This is a genomic window from Pararhizobium sp., assembly GCF_035497515.1.
Taxonomy (GTDB): Bacteria; Pseudomonadota; Alphaproteobacteria; order Rhizobiales; family Rhizobiaceae; genus Pararhizobium.
Genome location: NZ_DATJDJ010000183.1, coordinates 17,456 through 35,381 on the forward strand (window position 1 = coordinate 17,456; position 17,926 = coordinate 35,381).

14 protein-coding genes are annotated in these 17,926 nt (G+C 63.3%); 3 read left to right on the forward strand and 11 right to left on the reverse strand.

The annotated features are described in order from the left end of the window. The first annotated feature begins 74 nt into the window (after positions 1 to 74). From VL202_RS19605 to VL202_RS19615, 3 genes are all read left to right on the forward strand, one after another. Positions 75 to 1,814, forward strand: coding sequence for a relaxase/mobilization nuclease domain-containing protein (locus tag VL202_RS19605; RefSeq protein ID WP_325465755.1), 1,740 nt, complete (start codon positions 75 to 77; stop codon positions 1,812 to 1,814). Positions 1,815 to 1,937: 123 nt separating this feature from the next. Further along, on the forward strand, positions 1,938 to 3,932 hold the full coding sequence (locus tag VL202_RS19610; protein ID WP_325465756.1) for a conjugal transfer protein TraG: 1,995 nt from the start codon (positions 1,938 to 1,940) through the stop codon (positions 3,930 to 3,932). Then, positions 3,929 to 4,342, forward strand: coding sequence for a CopG family transcriptional regulator (locus tag VL202_RS19615; RefSeq protein ID WP_325465757.1), 414 nt, complete (start codon positions 3,929 to 3,931; stop codon positions 4,340 to 4,342). Before VL202_RS19610 ends, VL202_RS19615 begins: the two co-directional genes overlap by 4 nt. A gap of 175 nt (positions 4,343 to 4,517) precedes the next feature. Here VL202_RS19615 and VL202_RS19620 read toward each other — a convergent pair whose 3' ends face one another. From VL202_RS19620 to VL202_RS19670, 11 genes are all read right to left on the reverse strand, one after another. Continuing rightward, positions 4,518 to 5,384, reverse strand: coding sequence for an SIR2 family NAD-dependent protein deacylase (locus VL202_RS19620; protein ID WP_325465758.1), 867 nt, complete (start codon positions 5,382 to 5,384; stop codon positions 4,518 to 4,520). Then, entirely contained in the window at positions 5,384 to 6,451 is a 1,068-nt protein-coding gene (locus VL202_RS19625; protein ID WP_325465759.1) for a DUF262 domain-containing protein, read from the reverse strand. Before VL202_RS19625 ends, VL202_RS19620 begins: the two co-directional genes overlap by 1 nt. Positions 6,452 to 6,529: 78 nt before the next feature. Beyond that, the gene (locus tag VL202_RS19630) at positions 6,530 to 6,976 is read right to left on the reverse strand and encodes a hypothetical protein (protein ID WP_325465760.1); all 447 of its coding nucleotides are present in this window, start codon (positions 6,974 to 6,976) and stop codon (positions 6,530 to 6,532) included. Position 6,977: 1 nt separating this feature from the next. Further along, positions 6,978 to 9,095, reverse strand: coding sequence for an AAA family ATPase (locus VL202_RS19635; protein ID WP_325465761.1), 2,118 nt, complete (start codon positions 9,093 to 9,095; stop codon positions 6,978 to 6,980). Then, positions 9,092 to 9,331 (reverse strand): hypothetical protein, encoded by a 240-nt coding sequence (locus tag VL202_RS19640; RefSeq protein ID WP_325465762.1) that lies wholly within the window; start codon positions 9,329 to 9,331, stop codon positions 9,092 to 9,094. The genes VL202_RS19635 and VL202_RS19640 overlap by 4 nt, the downstream gene beginning before the upstream one ends. A 10-nt stretch (positions 9,332 to 9,341) precedes the next feature. Further along, positions 9,342 to 11,483, reverse strand: coding sequence for a DEAD/DEAH box helicase family protein (locus VL202_RS19645; protein ID WP_325465794.1), 2,142 nt, complete (start codon positions 11,481 to 11,483; stop codon positions 9,342 to 9,344). A 23-nt stretch (positions 11,484 to 11,506) separates the two neighbouring features. Next, positions 11,507 to 12,343, reverse strand: a complete 837-nt coding sequence (locus VL202_RS19650) for a phosphoadenosine phosphosulfate reductase family protein (protein ID WP_325465763.1) — start codon at positions 12,341 to 12,343, stop codon at positions 11,507 to 11,509. After that, complete coding sequence (locus VL202_RS19655; protein ID WP_325465764.1) at positions 12,340 to 12,978, reverse strand: class I SAM-dependent methyltransferase; 639 nt, start codon at positions 12,976 to 12,978, stop codon at positions 12,340 to 12,342. The genes VL202_RS19650 and VL202_RS19655 overlap by 4 nt, the downstream gene beginning before the upstream one ends. Then, positions 12,971 to 13,498 (reverse strand): hypothetical protein, encoded by a 528-nt coding sequence (locus tag VL202_RS19660; protein ID WP_325465765.1) that lies wholly within the window; start codon positions 13,496 to 13,498, stop codon positions 12,971 to 12,973. The genes VL202_RS19655 and VL202_RS19660 overlap by 8 nt, the downstream gene beginning before the upstream one ends. Continuing rightward, complete coding sequence (locus tag VL202_RS19665; protein WP_325465766.1) at positions 13,498 to 16,884, reverse strand: ATP-binding protein; 3,387 nt, start codon at positions 16,882 to 16,884, stop codon at positions 13,498 to 13,500. The genes VL202_RS19660 and VL202_RS19665 overlap by 1 nt, the downstream gene beginning before the upstream one ends. Then, complete coding sequence (locus VL202_RS19670) at positions 16,884 to 17,840, reverse strand: DUF4007 family protein (RefSeq protein ID WP_325465767.1); 957 nt, start codon at positions 17,838 to 17,840, stop codon at positions 16,884 to 16,886. Before VL202_RS19670 ends, VL202_RS19665 begins: the two co-directional genes overlap by 1 nt. Positions 17,841 to 17,926 lie beyond the last annotated feature (86 nt).

The following is a 17,926-nucleotide window of genomic DNA, read 5'->3' on the forward strand; positions in this document are numbered from 1 at the left end:
TCAATTTCCGCAATGTTTTCAGAGAGGAACGCGCCGTCCGCAGCTGACGACCGCAATTCCGCAGCATCGCCGTGATGGGTGACGACGATTTTCATGTCCGTCCCGGCAAGGGGCGCAGCCGGGGCAGTGGCAGCGGGAAACGCGCGCAATCGTTCGTCGGCCAGGTCGTCAGCTATTCGATGAAAGGCGGGCACCACCTCGCACGATCGCCACATTCCGGAACAGGGCGGACCGCGCGCGGCCGGCGCGCCGGGCTCTCGGCACGTTTCCGAGCGACCAACCGGCGCGTCATCGTCAAGGCGCGCGTGGTCCGGCACAAGGGTGCGCGCTTCCGGGCAGCGCCGCTCGCGCGGCATATAGCCTATCTCAAGCGCGACGGCGTTACCCGCGACGGCAAGGACGCAGGGCTATTCGACGCCCGGTCCGACGCTGCCGATGGAGGTGCCTTTGCTGGCCGCTGTGAAGACGACCGCCACCACTTCCGCTTTATCGTCTCGCCCGAGGATGCCGCCGAGCTGGAAGACATCCGGACATTCACCCGCGAACTGATGGATGACATGGCCCGTGATCTCGACACCCGGCTCGACTGGGTGGCGGTCGATCACTGGAATACCGACAATCCCCACGTCCATATCCTCATCCGGGGCCGCGCCGAGGACGGCAAGGACATCGTCATCGACCGCGACTATATCCGCTCCGGGCTTCGATCGCGCGCCGAGGAGCGGGCCACGGTCGAACTGGGGCCGCGCAGCGAACGAGAGATCGCCCGCGCCATCGCCCGCGAGGTCGAGGCGGAACGCTGGACCGGTCTCGACCGCTCGCTGCAGCGCATGGCCGATGACAACGGTGGTGTGGTCGACCTGCGACCAAATCCATCGGGCTATCACCGCACCGATCACAATCATTTGCTCGGCCGGGCTGCCAAGCTGGAACGCCTTGGCCTCGCCGACCGCGCAGATCCCGCCTGCTGGATCTTGAAGCCCGGCCTCGAGGAGACGCTGCGCGACCTTTCCATCCGGGGCGACATCATCAAGACCATGCATCGCGCCATGAGCGCAACTGGCCTGCGACCCGACACCGGGCGGTTCGCCCTGCATGACGAAGCTGCCGCCGATCCCGTGGTCGGGCGCCTGGTCGATCGCGGCCTCCACGATGAACTGAGCGGTAGCGCCTATGCGGTAGTCGATGCGACCGATGGGCGAACCCACTATCTCCGGTTCGGCGACATCGATCAGACCAGCGATGCAAAGCCCGGCGCCATTGTCGAACTTGGCCAGTGGCGCGACAGTCGTGGGAACGACCGGCAATCGCTCTCGGTTCGTTGCGACCTGTCGCTCACCGAGCAGGTCCAGGCGCCGGGCGCGACCTGGCTGGATCGTCAGCTGGTATCCCGCGAACCGGTAGAGACCGCCGGTGGGTTCGGGGCGGAAGTGCGCGATGCCCTTGCCGCCCGGTCAGAGCACCTTGCGACCGAGGGTCTGGTCCGGCGGCACGGCCAGCGGTTCGTGTTTGCCAAAGACCTGCTCGATGAGCTGCGCGGTCGCGAATTGCTCGACGCGGCCCAACATATTTCCGCAAGGTCGGGGCTGGACCACGCCCCCGTGCAGCCCGGCGATCATCTGGCCGGCATTTACCGGGAACGCGTTACGCTCTCGTCGGGCCGCTTTGCGATGATCGACGATGGAACGGGATTCCAGCTTGTGCCCTGGCGTCCCAGTCTCGAACGGCATCTGGGGCAGGCGGTGGCCGGCACGATCAACGCGCGCGGCGGAGTCGACTGGAGCTTCACGCGCAGCCGCACGCTGGGATTGTAGGTGATGGTGTAGGCCTGACCACTTCGCCAACCCGCGTCGTTCTTCGCCAGGTTGCGCCGGCAGACTGCGCGGCCTTGCAAGCATGTGCCGACCGCGATTGGACATGGCCGAAAGGAGATAGTGATGGCCGCGACCAAGATTTTGTGGGGGCAGATCCTCGCCGTGTTCCTGCTCGTGCTGACCGGGATATGGTCCGCAACGCAATGGGCCGCCTCTGCGCTCGGCTACCAGCCCGAACTCGGCCGCCCCTGGTTTATCCTGTTCGGCTGGCCGGTCTATCGGCCCTATGACTTCTTCTGGTGGTGGTTCAGCTATGATGCCTATGCTCCCAAGGTGTTCGACACCGGCGGGATGATCGCGGCGTCAGGAGGCTTTGCTGCCATCATTGCCGCCATCGGCATGTCGGTCTGGCGCGCCCGCGAAATGAAGACTGCCGCCACCTATGGCACCGCGCGCTGGGCCGACCGGCAGGAAATCAAAGCTGCCGGCCTGTTCGACGACAAGGGCGTCGTGCTGGGGCAGTTCAACAACGAGTATCTGCGGCACGATGGGCCGGAACATGTCCTGTGCTTTGCGCCGACCCGGAGCGGCAAGGGTGTGGGCCTTGTCATACCGACCCTGCTCACCTGGCCAGGCTCGGCCATCGTCCATGACATCAAAGGCGAGAACTGGACACTGACCGCGGGCTACCGTTCCAGTTTCTCGCGCGTGCTGCTGTTCGATCCGACCAACGCCCAGTCCGCCGCCTACAATCCGCTGCTCGAGGTACGGCGGGGGACGTCCGAGGTACGCGACGTCCAGAATGTCGCTGATGTGCTGGTCGATCCGGAAGGTAGCCTCGAGAAGCGCAACCACTGGGAAAAGACCAGCCATTCGCTGCTGGTCGGCGCGATCCTCCATGTGCTCTACGCCGAGCCTGACAAGACGCTCGCGGGCGTTGCCGCATTCCTGTCCGATCCCAAGCGTTCGTTCGAATCCACGCTCGCGGCCATGATGATGACGCCGCATCTGGGTGACGGCGGCGTGCATCCCGTCGTCGCCAGCGCGGCCCGCGAACTGCTCAACAAATCCGAGAACGAGCGATCCGGTGTGCTCTCCACCGCCATGTCGTTTCTCGGCCTCTACCGCGATCCCGTTGTCGCGCAGGTGACCCGGCAATGCGATTGGCGGATCGCCGATCTCGTCGATGCCAAGCGTCCGACGACGCTCTACCTCGTCATTCCGCCGTCCGACATCAGCCGGACCAAACCGCTGATCCGGTTACTGCTCAACCAGATCGGCCGCAGGCTGACCGAGGAACTGGCGCCCGATGCCAAGCGCCAGCGCGTGCTGATCATGCTCGACGAGTTCCCTGCGCTGGGGCGGCTCGACTTCTTCGAGAGCGCACTGGCGTTCATGGCCGGATACGGAATGAAAGCCTTCCTGATCGCCCAGTCCCTAAATCAGATCGAACACGCCTATGGCCAAAACAATGCGATCCTCGACAACTGTCATGTTCGGGTGTGCTTTGCGACCAACGACGAACGTACCGCCAAGCGGGTGTCGGAATCGCTCGGCACGGCCACCGAACTGCGCGCCATGAAGAACTATGCTGGGCATCGGCTCTCGCCCTGGCTTGGGCATCTGATGATCTCGAGGTCCGAGACCGCCCGCGCGCTGCTCACCCCCGGCGAGATCCAGGAACTGCCCGCGACTGACGAGATCGTGATGATGGCGGGCGCTCATCCGATCCGGGCGAAGAAAGCGCAATATTATCGCGACAAGCGCCTTGCCGCCCGCATCATCTCTCCGCCCAAGGTCAGCGCTGTCGGCAAGGAATCGGGCTCGCCTCACGATTGGCAGGACATGATCGCCAAGCTGCCTGCGGCGGCGAAGCGCGGAACGATGCACGAGGACCAGCCCGATACCGACCCGGAGAATGCTGGAATTCGTACCGAGCCCGAATTGCCCATCCACGAGGACATCGCGCCGCCACCCAAGCCCGTCGCCAGGGAATTCGATTTCGACCATGACGAACAAGGCGATGACGATGCCGCGCGCAATCAGCGGTTGCAGGAGCGGATGCGCGGGAATGCTCGGCGGGCATCCCTCGATCCTGATGATGGAATCGCGCTGTGAAATCCGGCAACCGCATCAAGCACACGTTCCGCCTGCCGCCGGACATCTCGCGGCAACTGGCAGAGTTCGCGATCCGCAAGCGCGCGACACAAGCGTCGATCGTCGAAGCTGCCATTGCTTCGTTCCTGTCGCCGGATGGCTCCGAACGCATGGAGGCCGCCGTAACCCGGCGCCTTGACCGGCTGACGAAGCAGAATGAGCGCCTGGAATTTCATATCGAGGTGACGAATGAGGCCTTGGCACTGTTCGTCAGGTTCTGGCTGACAGCAAATCCGCCTCTGCCGGAGAATGCGATGGCGGCTGCCCAAGCGCAGGGCAAGGAACGCTACCAAGGGTTTGTCGAAGCGCTCGCGCGCCGGATTGAATCGGGGAATCGAATTGCAAGTGAGGTCTCGACCGGGAGTGACTGAGGAGTCGGACGATCCGGAACCGCTCCTATTGAGTCTATGCAGGCCTAAGCTAAAGTAGGTTCATCGACGCCGGCCAGCCGCACCGCGAGGCATGAAGCTCGCCTTGTTTGCTACTGGCGACCGGCCTGTCCCCAGAGGCATCAAGGTCGGGTGGATGACGCAATGTGCAGAGACCCTAGACAGCGCCTGCGTCACCTCGCGCGGCGAGGATCTCCACAAATTCCTCGATCTCGGCATACTCGCTGGCGGAGCTAACCGGGATCACGCGGATCTTGAAATCCTTGAACCACCGTTCTTTCTCGACCTCGGTAATCTTCTCCTTGGTCAGGAGAGCATAGTGCGTCGGCCCCGCATCCGGCGCGAAGGTGCCGGCGATATAGTTGAGCATCAGATTGATTTCGGGGTCGCTCATGGATGCGCCGACGAAGACCACCGTGTACATCGAGAACATCGTCGCGAGCATGTTCTGATAGGCGGGCTCCTTGAACAGGATCTGGCGATAGTCCTGTTCAGTTAGGATGATGCCATCGCCGGCGCGCGTGGCGTCGCCATGGGCTTTGAGAATGAAGAACTCACGCCGAGACAGGCTTCGTCGAACCTCGCCAATATCGCGAAAGGTGCAGACCGTGACATCTGCATCGAGAGTCCGCCAGGCCCGCTCCAACAGCGTGTCATAGTTGGTCGTCAGCACGAACTGGAGGCGATCGAGCTTGAGGAACGCTTCGTGCAGCTTGGTGGGGGCGGGTTTCGATTCCACGAATACGCGGCGGATGAAATCTCCGAAAAAGCTCCCGAGATCCGCCTTCAGGCCCGAAGCTGCCATCAAATATTTCCCTGCGCCGATCAGGGCTTCATATTCGGCGGCCTTCGCATCGGTGATCGGCACATTGGCCTTTGCGGTGGCGATCATCTCCCGCAACAGGTCCGCCCATTGCGGTAGGTTTGCCCCCACTGACGCGCCAGCGCCCACGAGGAGCCCGCACCGATTCTTGTGATATTCGTCGACCAGCGCTGGTGGCAGATCTTTGGGATCGAACGCCATCAATCGACCTCCACGTCCCGGAGGAACTTTCGCAACGCCTTGTTGCGCTTCTGCAAATTGGTCTTGGACGCGCCGTCGGTGCGGAAGGCATAGATATATTCGTACAACGCGCGGTCATTCGGCGCGGCATCCCGCCGCCGCGAGTTGAGTAGCAAGTCAGGCTCGGACGTATATTTTCTGCGCCGTTCCTCGAAATAGTTATATTTTGCCGTGATCTTCTCGACGTCGATCGACTTCCCCTGCTCGTGGAGCTGCATGATTACCCAAAGCAAGTCGACGTAGATCCATTTGCGCGTGATGCGGAACCGCGTGTGTTGATCGATCTCCGCCAGGACATTCAAGGCGTCGCCGACCTTCGAGGACAGGCCGAGGATGTCCTCCATGTCGGCCACGGCATATTCGGTCTGCAACGCTCGCAAATCTGTCGATTTGATGTCGCGCGTTCCGTTCCAGGCCGCGACCGCGAACGCGTGGCTGGCAAAGTCGAAATATTTGGAACGATCATTGTTGATCTTCGCGTTGGCGAAGAACTCATGCGACGTCGCGGTGAGTTGGATGATGTTGCGCATCGGCCCCAGAGCGGCATTGCGCAGCTCCGCGGGATTGAGCGGCATCCCCATCTGCAATCGCGCGAACAGGGTCGTGATTTCGTCATTGGTCGCGCTGACAATTTCCCCAACGCCGATCTTGAAGCCGCGAAGCTGCTGCTTGAGCGAGACGTCCAGCTCCGCGAAGGTCTCGCCGTTGATGACATGCCCGTTGATCGGCTCCAGCGCCCCGGCGCCGCTCAGCGCGAACCCGGCTGCGTCGTCGGCGGGGGCCACGAAGTCCCAGATCGCGCGTAGCCGCTGTTGCCCGTCCACGGCCTCATAGCTGTAGAGGCTCCCGGCGGGCAGCTTGCGAAGATAGATTTTGGGAACATCCATCTCACGCAGAATGGAATCGATCAGCAGGACACGGCGCGAGGCCTTCCACGCGGGACCGCGCTGCCAAATTGGGTTGAGATTTATGCGATCTTTCAGGCCGATGAGTTTCTCGATCGTCCAGAGCCGTTGCGCGACCTTCATGGGATGCCCCGCTGCCGCTTGTCGAGCAGGGCGGGCGATTCGAGAAGCCCCGCCAACGCATAGGGGCCATCAGGGCGCTCAATCATCGAGCATATCCTCTATGACGTCCGAGAGATAATCGAGGGCGGTGTCCCCGCCGCGTTCTTCCAGAATCGCGATCAGGCGCGGCAAGCCGGCGATGGCATAGGCATTGGCCACGCGCATCATCTCGTGCGGTTTGTCCGTCACCTGGACATCGCCGGTATGGGCAATGGCGAGCAGCATGAGCGCGTTGGAACGCCAAAGATCGCTCCCGAAGACGTCACCGTTGATGGCCTTGTAGGTCGGCCCCTTATGATCGAAGTCCGGCTTGATCTTTTCTTTCACGGCCAGGCAGAGCGCCATGAACCACATATCGACCATGCGCGGGAAAGGGCTGTCCTCGGGATTGTTCCGGGACCCTTCCGTCCGTGTCAGGCAATATGTGTGAAAATAGTCTTGGTACTTCTCAGGCAGATAGACATCGACAGGCGCAAAAGCGTTCATTTCAGGCCTCCACCGCTACGGCTTCGGACTCGCGCCGCTCCTCGCGGCGTTCGCACCGCTCGCAATGATCGCGATGGTCGCAGTCGCACAGCAGCACGCCGATGTCGTTCACGCCCGGATCGTTGACGAGGATCTTGGGATAGTGCGCCGGATTGGTCAGAGTATAGATGCGGCCGGCGCGTTCATCGAGAATATCCTCGCAGCCCGCAATCTCCGAATGGGTGAGGAGCAGGATGAGCTGCGAGCTCTGCCCGGCCGCGAGGCGTAGCACCTCGCGCTTCACATAGCCGCTCATCATGCCGAGCGGCGTATCGATGACGTTAGGCGCCTCCACCTCGCTCACTTTCGTCAGCGCCAGGATGAAGGCGATCGTGAGCGCGCGCCGTGACGCGCCATTGAGATCCTGCGATGGGTCCAGGGGATTGTCGAAGCGACCAAACACGACGATCCGGAAATCCGGCGTGATCTCGGCGCGGGCGATGATCGAGCGCTGCGAGGGATCAGCGCCAATCATATCGAGGAACAGCGTGTTCATGCGCTCGCCGACCTTGTGCAGCTCGGTCGTCTTCATCGTCTCGAGCGCGTTGGTCAGAATCTGCTGCAGATCGTGCGCCACCTCGAGTTCGGCGCTGATCTTCGCGCCACGCTCATCATGCTGGAGCAGCTTCTTGCGCAGCTCCTCGGCCGCCTCGATGTCCTTGCGATTGGTATCGAGGAAGCCGGCATATTTGATTTCTTTGCCGTGGGCCTCCTTGGACTGCGAGCGATACCGATCGCGGGTCGCCTTGAGCTGCTGGATGTCGACGTCGGGAAGCGCGGCGATCTTCGCATCGATCGCCGCTTCCTGCTCGCCCAGATCGCGGTAGCGCGTGTTGGCGCGCTGGCGTCGCTCGAACACGGCGCTGAATTCGCCCGACCAGCCGTCGCCCTCGATCGGCCGCAGCAGATCCTGCGCGCCATAATAGAGCGCCGTCACCTTCTCCTGTATGGCGTCCGAGGCCCGGCTGTCGTCGATCAGCTTCTGAATATGCGCGCGGCGGCGCTGGCCGTCCAAGTCGTTCGGATCGAGGCTCTCGCCGCAGATGCAGTGGGGTTGATTCAGCCGATCATCAAGGACCGGGATCGTCTCGCCGGGGATCTTGCCCTGCTCGTGCAGCTTGTCGAGCACCGCCTTGGCCTTCTCGAACGGCTCGGCGAGGAGCGCCTTTCCAAGCAGAATGCTCTTGAACAGATTGGCATGGTCGCGCGCCGCTTGGCCCGCATCCTTCTCGGCCGCGATCTTGCCCGCCGCCGCCTTTTTGCGTTCGGCTTCGAGTTCCTCGCGATTGCCCTTACGCAGCGCATCTGACAGTCGGCGATCCGCTTCCTCGGCGAGATCCTCCAATTTGAGGCGCGCGTCTTTCGCCTCCTTGTGCTGGCGTTCGAGCTCGGGCGTCTGCTCCTGCAAGCCAGAGAGCTTCTCCGAGACGGTCTTCAGCTCGCGCTGCGCACCCGAGTCGGCGCGCACTTTCTGGTTGAGATCCGCACTGACCTTGCGCGTGTGCGCCAGCGCTTCCTCGACGACACCGAGACCGAGCAGCGACCGGATCGCGCCCTCGACGCGCTTCATCTGATCGCCGCGGCTGCCTTCGATGAAGCTGAGCGCGCGATCGCCGTCGGTGAAGAAGACCTCGCGCAGCTCGCGCGGCAGATGCGGCCGGATATGAGCTTCGGGATTGTCGACTAGTGGTGTTCCGGTCGCATTCAGCTGGAACAGCTTGACGTTCGCCGACCCGCGCTCGAAGGCACCGCCTTTCACCGTCTCGGTGACATAGCGCAGCAGTCGATAGCGGCGCGGCCCGGTCTTTGTAGGAACCTCGTAATCGACTTCTACTGACACATTCACGCTGGTTCGCGTGCCGGTCGATGAGTCCATCGGGCTGAGCCGGAAGTTCCGTCCTCGATCCGGGAGCGCTTCATCGCCGAACAGCCCCCATTGTAACGCCATGAGCAAGGTGGTCTTGCCGCTTTCGTTCGCGGCCCGGATGACGGTGAGGTTGGACTCCGTTTCGACAGCGAATTCGATATGGATGTCCTTGAGGAGCCGGAAATTCTCGACCCGAACGCGGAGAAGCTTCATTGTGCCTGATCTCCGCCCTCTTTCGCCCGCGTGCGATGCAGGAACATGGCCACGGTATTGACCTGGTCGCCGATTTTCTTGACGACGTTCGTGCGCGCGATGGCATGTTCTCGTTCGGCCTGGAGAACGTCTCCGAGCAATTCGGCCAGCTCCCCTTGGTAGCCCTCGCAGCGATCAGGTACGGCTTTCAGCTCGCCGAGCAAGACCTCCAAGATCTTCTTGTCATTATAGGCCATCTTCGACCCCCTATGCGTTGGCGATGGCCTGGAGATGCTGCACTGCCTCATAGGGGCCGCCGGTGGCCGGCCCGTTTCGGCTAAGACGCGCAAACTCCCAAACCCGCTCGAGCTCGGAGCGTACTAGCCTCCTCGCATCCTGATCAAGCGACTCCCCGTCCGATGTCGTCGCCATCCCCGGGGGAAGGACAACAAAATCGTGGATGACGGCGTGAGTCTTGCCGATCGCCTTACAGGTTCTGAGCAAGCGCCCCCTTCTCTGCACCCATTGCCGTTTTACAGTAGTACTGGCCAAGATATAGGCCAATTTAATTTGAGGTATATTAACGCCTTCGTCCAGAACGCGCTTGGCAGTCAGGACTTGTGTCGTTCCTTCCTGAAAATCGGCAAGGATTCTCGCCGTCTTCTCGCGGCTCTGCGTTTCCTCCTGCGTCAATTGATGGAACAGCACGCCGCGTTTCTCAAGCAGCGCGTTCACAGCCTCAAGCTGTGCGGGCTGCTTGTCCGTCGCGTAGATCAGCGTGTATTGCAACGAACGCGGCACCTCGGCGTCGAGTAGGCCGGCGAGAAGGCCGATCTTGCCGTCCGCTGTCTCCAGAATCAGGCGCCGCTGCCGGAGCAGGTTGTCCAGATAGGGGTCGCTCTCCCCTTTCTTGATCTTCCAGGCCTGCGCGGAAATCTTCGCCGTTAGGTCGTACCATTCCGCCATCTCGGCGTCGGTCAGCTCGACGAAATGAACATGGTAGTCATAGTCGGTCAGGCATTCGCCGATCGCCTGCTCAAGCGTGAACGCATAGCAAATCTCACCAAAATAGGCGATGAGCGCGGCGGTGCCTTCGTCGTCATATTGCCGCACCGGCGTCGCCGAGAGGCCGAGGCGATATTCGAAGCATTCCGGCGGGTTCCGGGTGAAGGATTCGGCGCCGAGATTGTGGCACTCGTCGGCGATGAACAGCTTCGGCACGGCCAGCGCCGAGATCGCCGCGATGAACTCGTCGGTGCAGAGCGTATCGTTGCTGACCACCAGAATTTCCGCGCGCGAGCCGCCACGGCGCAGCCGCCGGCCGGCCTGCTTGATCTCGCGATCGCGCGCGAGCGATCCGCCCGCCGCCGGCAGGTTGATCGGCTCGACCCCGAATTCCCGGATCTCGCCGCACCATTGCTCGATGAGCGGCCGATAGGGAGCGGACACGACGACGAGCAGCTTCCCGACCTCGTTCTGAAGCCGCGCGGCGCAAATCATCGAGGTGATGGTCTTGCCTGCGCCCGTCGCCATTTCGAGGATGCCGCGACGGCCGGCGTCCTCCCAGGCTTTGACCGCTGCGCCCTGGTGCGCGAAATCGCCGGTCTCATAATTAAGATAGGACGGGATCGAGAGGGCGTTGCCCTTGACCGGCTGGTCGAGGTCCACCGGCTTTTCGATCCCCTGCGCCTTCCGCCAGAGATGCGAGAGTTCCAGCTCGTCGGGCATCGTCTCGGTCTTGTAGTTCTTGACGATCTTGCGCTTCACCGCGTCGGGCAGCGAAAGCACCAGGCAATCGGCGTCGCCGCCGGCCCACATCTCATCGAATTCCTGCCGCAAGCGGTCGACATGAAACCGCGGTTCCTCGCCCTTCCAGTCACGGCTGAGCGTCAATTGCTCCTTGTTCTTGGTGAGCGCGCGCCCCGTGAGATTGGTCGAGCCGTGCAGCGCGGCGCGATCGTCGCCATCCTCGAACAGCCAAACTTTCGGATGGAACAGCGCATCGCGCATCACCGCGACCTGCAGCACTAAGCGCTCCTCCGAGATCAGCCAAGCGAGGCACTCAAGCGTATGTCGGACAAGCAGATCCTCGTCAGGCACTTCGTCGACCAGAATACGCTGCGCGAAGGCCGCCAACCCTTCTTGGTCCTGCGTCAGCGTATCGAAGTCGCCGGCTGTCAGGAAGGGACTGACGATGAGGCGCAAGGGCGCGGTCTCGTTGCGCAGGAACACCGCAAGTCCCGGCGCGATTTCGGCAAAGGACGCGCTGGCGAAATAGCCCATCATCATGTCCAGCGACCGCGTTGCCTGAAGCGCGGGCATCAGGACTTCGCTCGCCATCGGGTCGGCAGGCTGGACATAGAGCGGCCGCGCCGGCTCAAGAGCGTTACGCAATCGCGTCGCCGCCATGCCGATCACGGCCGCGGCCCCACTCATTTGTGGCAGGCCACGCAGACTTTCGCCTGCCCGTAAAGATCGTCGATGTCGATCGGCTCGAAGTCCGGCCGCAAGGGGTTCGGTCTCAGCTTCGCGCGCTGCCGCGCAATGCGCGCCGCATGGTCTTTTCGGATCTCCTCGATGCGCTCGGGTCGCTGCAATTCCTCGAGCGATTCGCCATGACTCCAGGTGAAAGGCGAGCCATGCTCGATGGCGTTCTTCTCATAGGCCTTGGCTTCCTCGAAGCGGTCGGGATGGTGTTCCATCAACCGCACCCATTCGATCTTCTGCTGGTAGAAGCAGAAGGAGCAACCGCTGCGCGTGCGCCATTCGTAGTATTTGGGCAGTCCCAGTCCCGCGGCCTCGAGCAGATCCATCACGCCGGCCTTGTCGATGCCGGCTTCCCGGAACGGGAGCCGGACCAGGAGACGCTCATGTTTCGAGCTGTAGCCCTCGCGATATTCCTCGTCTGAGCGGATCGCGACGTAGCTGTAGATCGTGTGCCCCTCCTCAAGCATCGGCTTCAGCCAGCGCTCGAAGGGACGAAGCTTGAGCTGCCGGGTACACCAGCGGGTCTGCGGCGAAGGCAGGAAATCATTGTACTGCTTGAGCCAGAAGTCGAAATCGCGGTCGGGGTTGAGGCGCAGGATGGCCTTGCCGAGGAAGCCTTCGAGCCGGCCGAGATATTCATAGACTTCGGGGAGCTCCTTGCCCGTATCGGTGAAGAAATAGTCGATTTCGAGCTCGGGATGGTGCTGGCGCATATAGACGGCCAGGGCCGCGCTGTCCCTGCCGCCGGAAAGCCCAAGAACGTGCTTGACCTCGCCGCTCACAGCCCGTCGCCTTCCCGTTTGATCGCGATGGCGTTCAGCCAGTCCGCGCGCCCCTTCAGGTTTCCCTCGCCGCCCGAGATCCAGACATCATCGAGACGGGCCTGTGGCAACTCGCGGAAAATCGCCCGCAGCCGCGGCTCGTCCATGTCGGTGAACATCCGGCCATCGTCGGTGACGCGCTCGCCTTCGCCGAGCTTGAACGACATATAGAGCGCGCCGCCGGGGCGCAGCGCTCCGATCAAGCGGGCGATCGCATCGCCGAGCTCGGCCTCGGCGACATGGAGCAGCGACGCGCAGGCCCAGACGCCGTCGAACGCATTCTCGTCGTCCAGATCCTGGAAACGTAGATGGCGCGTCGCAACGCCGGTCAGCGCGCTCGAAAGCGCGCAAAGCTCGGCCGAGGCATCGAATGCCTGAACCCGATAGCCGAGATCGAGGAAGGCCAGGGTATCGCGCCCCGAACCCGAGCCTGCATCCAATAGCTCGCCGGCGGGTGGAACATGGGCAAGAAAGCGCCGGTAGATCGGCGCCATGTCGACGTCGAGAGTCGCCTTTGCATAGGCCTCCGCGGTGCGATCATAATAAGCGATCGTGCCGTCGGCATCGTGCCGGAACGCGGCTGCGGGGCTAGGCACTCGATCCTCCTGCATTTCGACGCGCCCGGCTGAAAATGATCACATAGAGGCCGAGCAGCAACGCGGCGAAGCCGGCGATGCCCCACCATCGCGACAGGGCGAGCGGCCAATATTTCCAGAAGGCCCCGAAGAACGAGAACCCGGCGGCCAGCAGCATCAGCGCGCAAAAGATCGTGATCATGCTGTAGCTCCCGAGCCACGGCGCGCGGGGCGTCTTCGGCGTGCCGCCGGCAAAGCTCGGCGGATGAAACGCCTCGATCTGGTCGAGATAGCTCTGGAGCACGTCGCGGATGCGCACGACGACCAGGGTCAGCGCCATATTGCTGAGTCCGGCGAGCATCAGCAGCGCGAAGCGAATCTCAGTATCGAGATTCTCGCTAACACCGGCGCCAAACCAGAGGCCGCCGGTCAGCGTCATCGCGAGCGCCGGGATCTGGTTCATCTGCGTGTTGAGCGCGCGAAACTGCTGGAAGTTTTCCGAATAGCAGATCGCCGCCTTCTTGGCGTCCGTATCGCACATCAGCCGCCTCCCCCAGCCCGGACGGGCTGTCGCTGCTCAATCTCGCCGCTCATGTATCGCGCCGAGAGCTCGGCGAGCGCGGCCAGAATGACATTGCGCCGCTTCTCGTCGGCGTCGTCGAGCGCCGCTTCGACTTGATGGATGATGGCATCCACCTGCGCCCGGTCGCCGTCCGCAATCTGGAATTCCTCCAGGAGCGGGGCGGGTCGTCCGTTGACGCCGATCATGATCGCCATCGCGTGGCGCTTCTCGGGCCGTCCCTTGACGCGCGCGAAGGTCTCGCACCGCAAGAATCGCTGCGCCAAGTCGGCCAGTTCGACCGCGGCCCGATCCAGATCGGGATCGACCCAGTCGCGCGGCGGCTTGCTCGCCGCGAGGCTGGCGATCGCCTCGAACGCTTCGTCACGACCGTCGAACTGCGACAGCCGGCCGACAAACGCCTCGACGTGAAAATCTCCGGCGACCTGCCGAATATTCTCCGCCCGGTCACGAAGCTCGGCGAGCGCCTGGGGCGAGGTATTGGGAACCTGGAGTTCGGCGAGCATCATATCGGCCAGTCGGCGCTGCAAGGATGGATAGGCGCCGACGAGCTCCTCGAGCCCCTCGCGCAAACCGTTGACGATTGGTCCGAGTTCTTCCTCGACCAACTCATTGCCGTCCGCGGAGACCAGCGCCGGAATGTCGTCGAACAGGAACTGGTTGGGATCGTGCGCGCGCTTGAACAGGTCACGCACCCTGATCGCGTTGGCTGACAATCGCCCGGTCCGCTTGGTCCAGGCGGGTAGTTTTTCGTAGATCCCTATGAGGCCGCGCCCAACGTCGATCGGTTGCAGATGGGCGAGCGTGTTGCCTTCGTCAAGCGCGCGGACGACGTCGGCCATGCCCGACAGCAACCGCCGCGATACGGCCGACAGGTCCATCCATCGTAGCTGGATCGTCGCGGCGTCTTTGGCCAGATACTCGACGTCGACATCGTCGAACCGCGCGCAGAACACGCCCTCGCGGTAGATGGCGAGGCTCTCGCGCTGCGAAAGGATGAAGGCGACGCCCAATATGGGCATGAGCCCGTCCTTCACCCCAAAGGGCGGCGCACGCCAGACGTCATAGACCTCGGCCATCGAGATCGGGCGCTTGCGCTGCCGCTTGATGCGCTGCATCGCCGCCCGCCACATCGGCGCAAGCCGGCTCGGGTCGTCATCGCCCGGTGCATGGAAGGCCGAGGCACCGGATTCCTTCCGGTATAGGCCGGTCCCTTCGAGCAACGATGCCAGCAATCCGCCTTCGGCCGGGAAGTCGACTATCCCGAGGCGCGGCTCGCCTTCGTTCAGAACCATCCGGCGCAAGAGGATATTCTGGGCGGCAATCGCGCTTCCCGAAGGCTTGTGCCGGTTGAGAAGCTCGCTGTGCAGGATCGGACATTCCGAAAAGCGGCGATCGGCAAGCTCAGAAGCGAGCCCGTTGAGGTCCGGCTGGCGCAGCGACTTGGGCTGGTGGTGCTTGCGATACCAGAGCGCGCTGTCGAACGCATTGTGCAGTTCGTTCTCGAGCTGGCCTTGCAACACGGTAAGGCGGGCGTTCACCTCGCGCCGGGCTACGGAGTCGCCGGCGAGCTCGGCCCGCGTGCTGCGGACCGTCTCGAGGGCGAGCAACTCGCGCGCCAAGGCGACGACCGCCCAGGCCCGTTTCGAGAGCCCCCCGATGATGTCACAATCATCGCGCTGGCGCGCGGCTTCCCGGCAAGCCTCCGCGACATAGTCCTCATTTTCACCCTCGGTCGGGATGGCGAGGACGAACTTTCCGATCGTTCCGGGACCCGGCCGATAGGCGGCGGCGAGATCGACAAGCTGGCTGACGGGCGCGATGGTGAGATCGAACCAGCGCATCGTGCCAGTCTCGTGATAATGCTTCTTGGCGAGCACCGGTTGCAGCCCAGCCAGGGCGCGCAGCACGGCGAAATCGAGCTCGGGCTCTTCCTCCATCGCCGTGCGCACGGCCTGGTCGACGTCGAAATCGCTTCCGGCGAAAATCGCGTGCGCATCGACGAATTTCCGGAAGATCGTGAACGACCAGCGCTCGAGCTCGCCGAGCGCCGCGCGCAGCGCCGGTTCGGCGAGGTCATTGAAACAGGTGCGAAGCAGCTCGAAGTTCGGCACGAGCGCCGAACGCTCCTTGAACAGGTCGATGACGGCGATGGTTTTCAGCAACCGAATATGCAGCTCGCTGCCACCGATCGCTTCGCAGCGTTCAAGCGCCTCGGCGGCGAGGGCCCAGCGATGGCCGTCGGGCGATGCCAGGATTGAGGGCTCGAGATTGGCCCTGAGATAGTCCCACAGCCGGGCGGGCTCGTAGAGATCGCCAGCCGCTGCGCCTTTTAGGAAATCCCGAAAGCCGTGCGGCTCGGCGGAATTGAGGAAGCCGAAAATGCTCCGCTGATTCTGGCCGAAGCGGCGCCGTGAAATCGGCCCGAGCAAGCAGGCCACGACGGGATGGAGCGGCCAACATCCTTCGAGCATTTGCGCGAGCGACGCGGCATCGGCGGCGCGGGACCGATGCAGCATGGCCGCGACCGTCGTGGCAAAGGCGCCCGGTTGCGAGCCATCCCGGTCGGTCTCGACCGCACGAGAGATCAGGTCGATCTGCTCTTCGCCGGCGGTGTTGATCGCGAGATCGACGAAGCGGCCCTGGATCTTCGCCCATTCGTCGCGCGCCTCTTGCGAGAGCCGGTTGGCATATTCCTCGAAGGCTTGGTGAAGGATGCCGACCACTAGCAGGCGGCGCTCGCTGCGCGACGCCAGTTCGGCGAGTTGCTGGAAGACATAGAGGTCGGCGCCGTCCTGGGCGGCCGATTCGAGAAATTTGCCCATCTCGTCGATGAACAGGATCACCCCGCCATGTTTGTCGCGGCGGTCCGCTGCGGCTTCCTTCAGCGCGCGCAAGACGTCGCCCTCGCGCCACCCCCCTCGCGGCTGGCGCGCGACCAGGCCCGCGGAATGGAGCGCCTCGCCGATCACGACGACGGGATCGTCGCGCCGGCCAACGACGGGCACGATGCGCCACCCATTGGCCCCCGGCGGCAGCGCGGCACGAACCTTGTCGGCGACATCGCCGCTGAAAATCGACGAGGCCTGCCGCCGCCGTGCCGCATTGCCGTTGAGCAGGGCGCTTAGCGCCACGACGAGACTGGATTTTCCGCTGCCGTAGGGACCCGTCCAGGTGAACGCACCTTGGCCGGTCTCGGCGACGTGCCGGGCCATCGTCATCAGGACATCGGCCGAGGTCTGCGGGCAGACGAACCCTTCCAGCGCCTTCGGATCGGTAAGATCGGTATCGATCCGGATCGAGCGCAGATAGCGGCGGCCGATCCTGACGCGCTCGAGCAGCGACATCACGCCGCCTCCTTCCGGCGGGACGCGCTGAAATCGGCCTCGGCGAAGGCGAGCGCGAGTTCCGGCGCGATTTCCCGATCACGAACCACCTGCTTCAGCCCGGCGGTCTCTGACCACCGGAAGTTACCGCCAGTCACCTCGGCAAGTTCGGCCAAACGGTCGGCCACATCGTTCTCGTCGAGCAGGAACACCCGCCCGGGGCTTCCGGGCTCGTGCGCGATCGCCTCGAGCGAGAGGGTCGCGGCGCTCGTGTGGCGCGACCAGAAATCCAGCAGCGCGTAGGCGAACACGCCATCGCCGAGCGAGGATTTCGCGCCGCGCACGAAACGAAAGCCGTCGCGCTTGCCGAGTGCGCGGATTAGCCCGAGTTCCGAGAGAGGGCATTCGAGCGCATCGTCATTGCCGGAGCGCGTGCTCGGTTGCTGCGCCACATAGGTCCGGATGAAGCAGGCCACGTCGTTCTTGACCGTGGCGGCGGCGACACGCGCCCATTGCCGATCCTTCGCCAGCCGCTCGACGCCCTTGACGAGCTGCTCGCGCTCGAACGTCACGCCCGGATAGTGATTGAACGCCCAGAACCAGGTTGTCTTGGTCGGTTGCGCCGCGAGCTGCCAATGGATCAGCCACAGCGTCGCGGGATCTTCCATATAAGGATCAAGACCTTGCGTTCCGAAAAGACGGTCTCCGAGGGCAGTGGCGCGCACGGTTTTCGCAGCCGCCGATTCCACTAGAATCCCCGCGACTTGCGCCCAATGCCGGATCGCCGCGACCATGTTCTTGCCAACGCCGAAGCGGGCAATGGCATCGTCGCCGAAGACGTTGCGTATCTCGGCCTCGCCGCCCGCGGCGGTGACGGCGTCATAGGCCTTCTTCAGCCAACCGTAGCGGAGAGGAAAGGTCTCATGCCCGGAAAGCTGCGGCGTATAGCTGTCCTGATATAGCGGCCCTCTTGCCATTGCCCCCGCCTGGATTGATCATCCAGGTGACGATAGCGCAACATTCGTGGTAGCGTCAATTGCCGCTGGAGGCATCCTCCAGACGA

What these genes read in the sequence shown, in the direction of transcription:
- VL202_RS19605 (WP_325465755.1), top strand. Translation starts at nt 75, where the DNA reads ATGGGTGACGACGATTTTCATGTCCGTCCCGGCAAGGGGCGCAGCCGG.
- VL202_RS19610 (WP_325465756.1), top strand. Translation starts at nt 1,938, where the DNA reads ATGGCCGCGACCAAGATTTTGTGGGGGCAGATCCTCGCCGTGTTCCTG.
- VL202_RS19620 (WP_325465758.1), bottom strand. Translation starts at nt 5,384, where the DNA reads ATGGCGTTCGATCCCAAAGATCTGCCACCAGCGCTGGTCGACGAATAT.
- VL202_RS19625 (WP_325465759.1), bottom strand. Translation starts at nt 6,451, where the DNA reads ATGAAGGTCGCGCAACGGCTCTGGACGATCGAGAAACTCATCGGCCTG.
- VL202_RS19630 (WP_325465760.1), bottom strand. Translation starts at nt 6,976, where the DNA reads ATGAACGCTTTTGCGCCTGTCGATGTCTATCTGCCTGAGAAGTACCAA.
- VL202_RS19635 (WP_325465761.1), bottom strand. Translation starts at nt 9,095, where the DNA reads ATGAAGCTTCTCCGCGTTCGGGTCGAGAATTTCCGGCTCCTCAAGGAC.
- VL202_RS19640 (WP_325465762.1), bottom strand. Translation starts at nt 9,331, where the DNA reads ATGGCCTATAATGACAAGAAGATCTTGGAGGTCTTGCTCGGCGAGCTG.
- VL202_RS19645 (WP_325465794.1), bottom strand. Translation starts at nt 11,483, where the DNA reads ATGGCGGCGACGCGATTGCGTAACGCTCTTGAGCCGGCGCGGCCGCTC.
- VL202_RS19660 (WP_325465765.1), bottom strand. Translation starts at nt 13,498, where the DNA reads ATGTGCGATACGGACGCCAAGAAGGCGGCGATCTGCTATTCGGAAAAC.
- VL202_RS19665 (WP_325465766.1), bottom strand. Translation starts at nt 16,884, where the DNA reads ATGTCGCTGCTCGAGCGCGTCAGGATCGGCCGCCGCTATCTGCGCTCG.
- VL202_RS19670 (WP_325465767.1), bottom strand. Translation starts at nt 17,840, where the DNA reads ATGGCAAGAGGGCCGCTATATCAGGACAGCTATACGCCGCAGCTTTCC.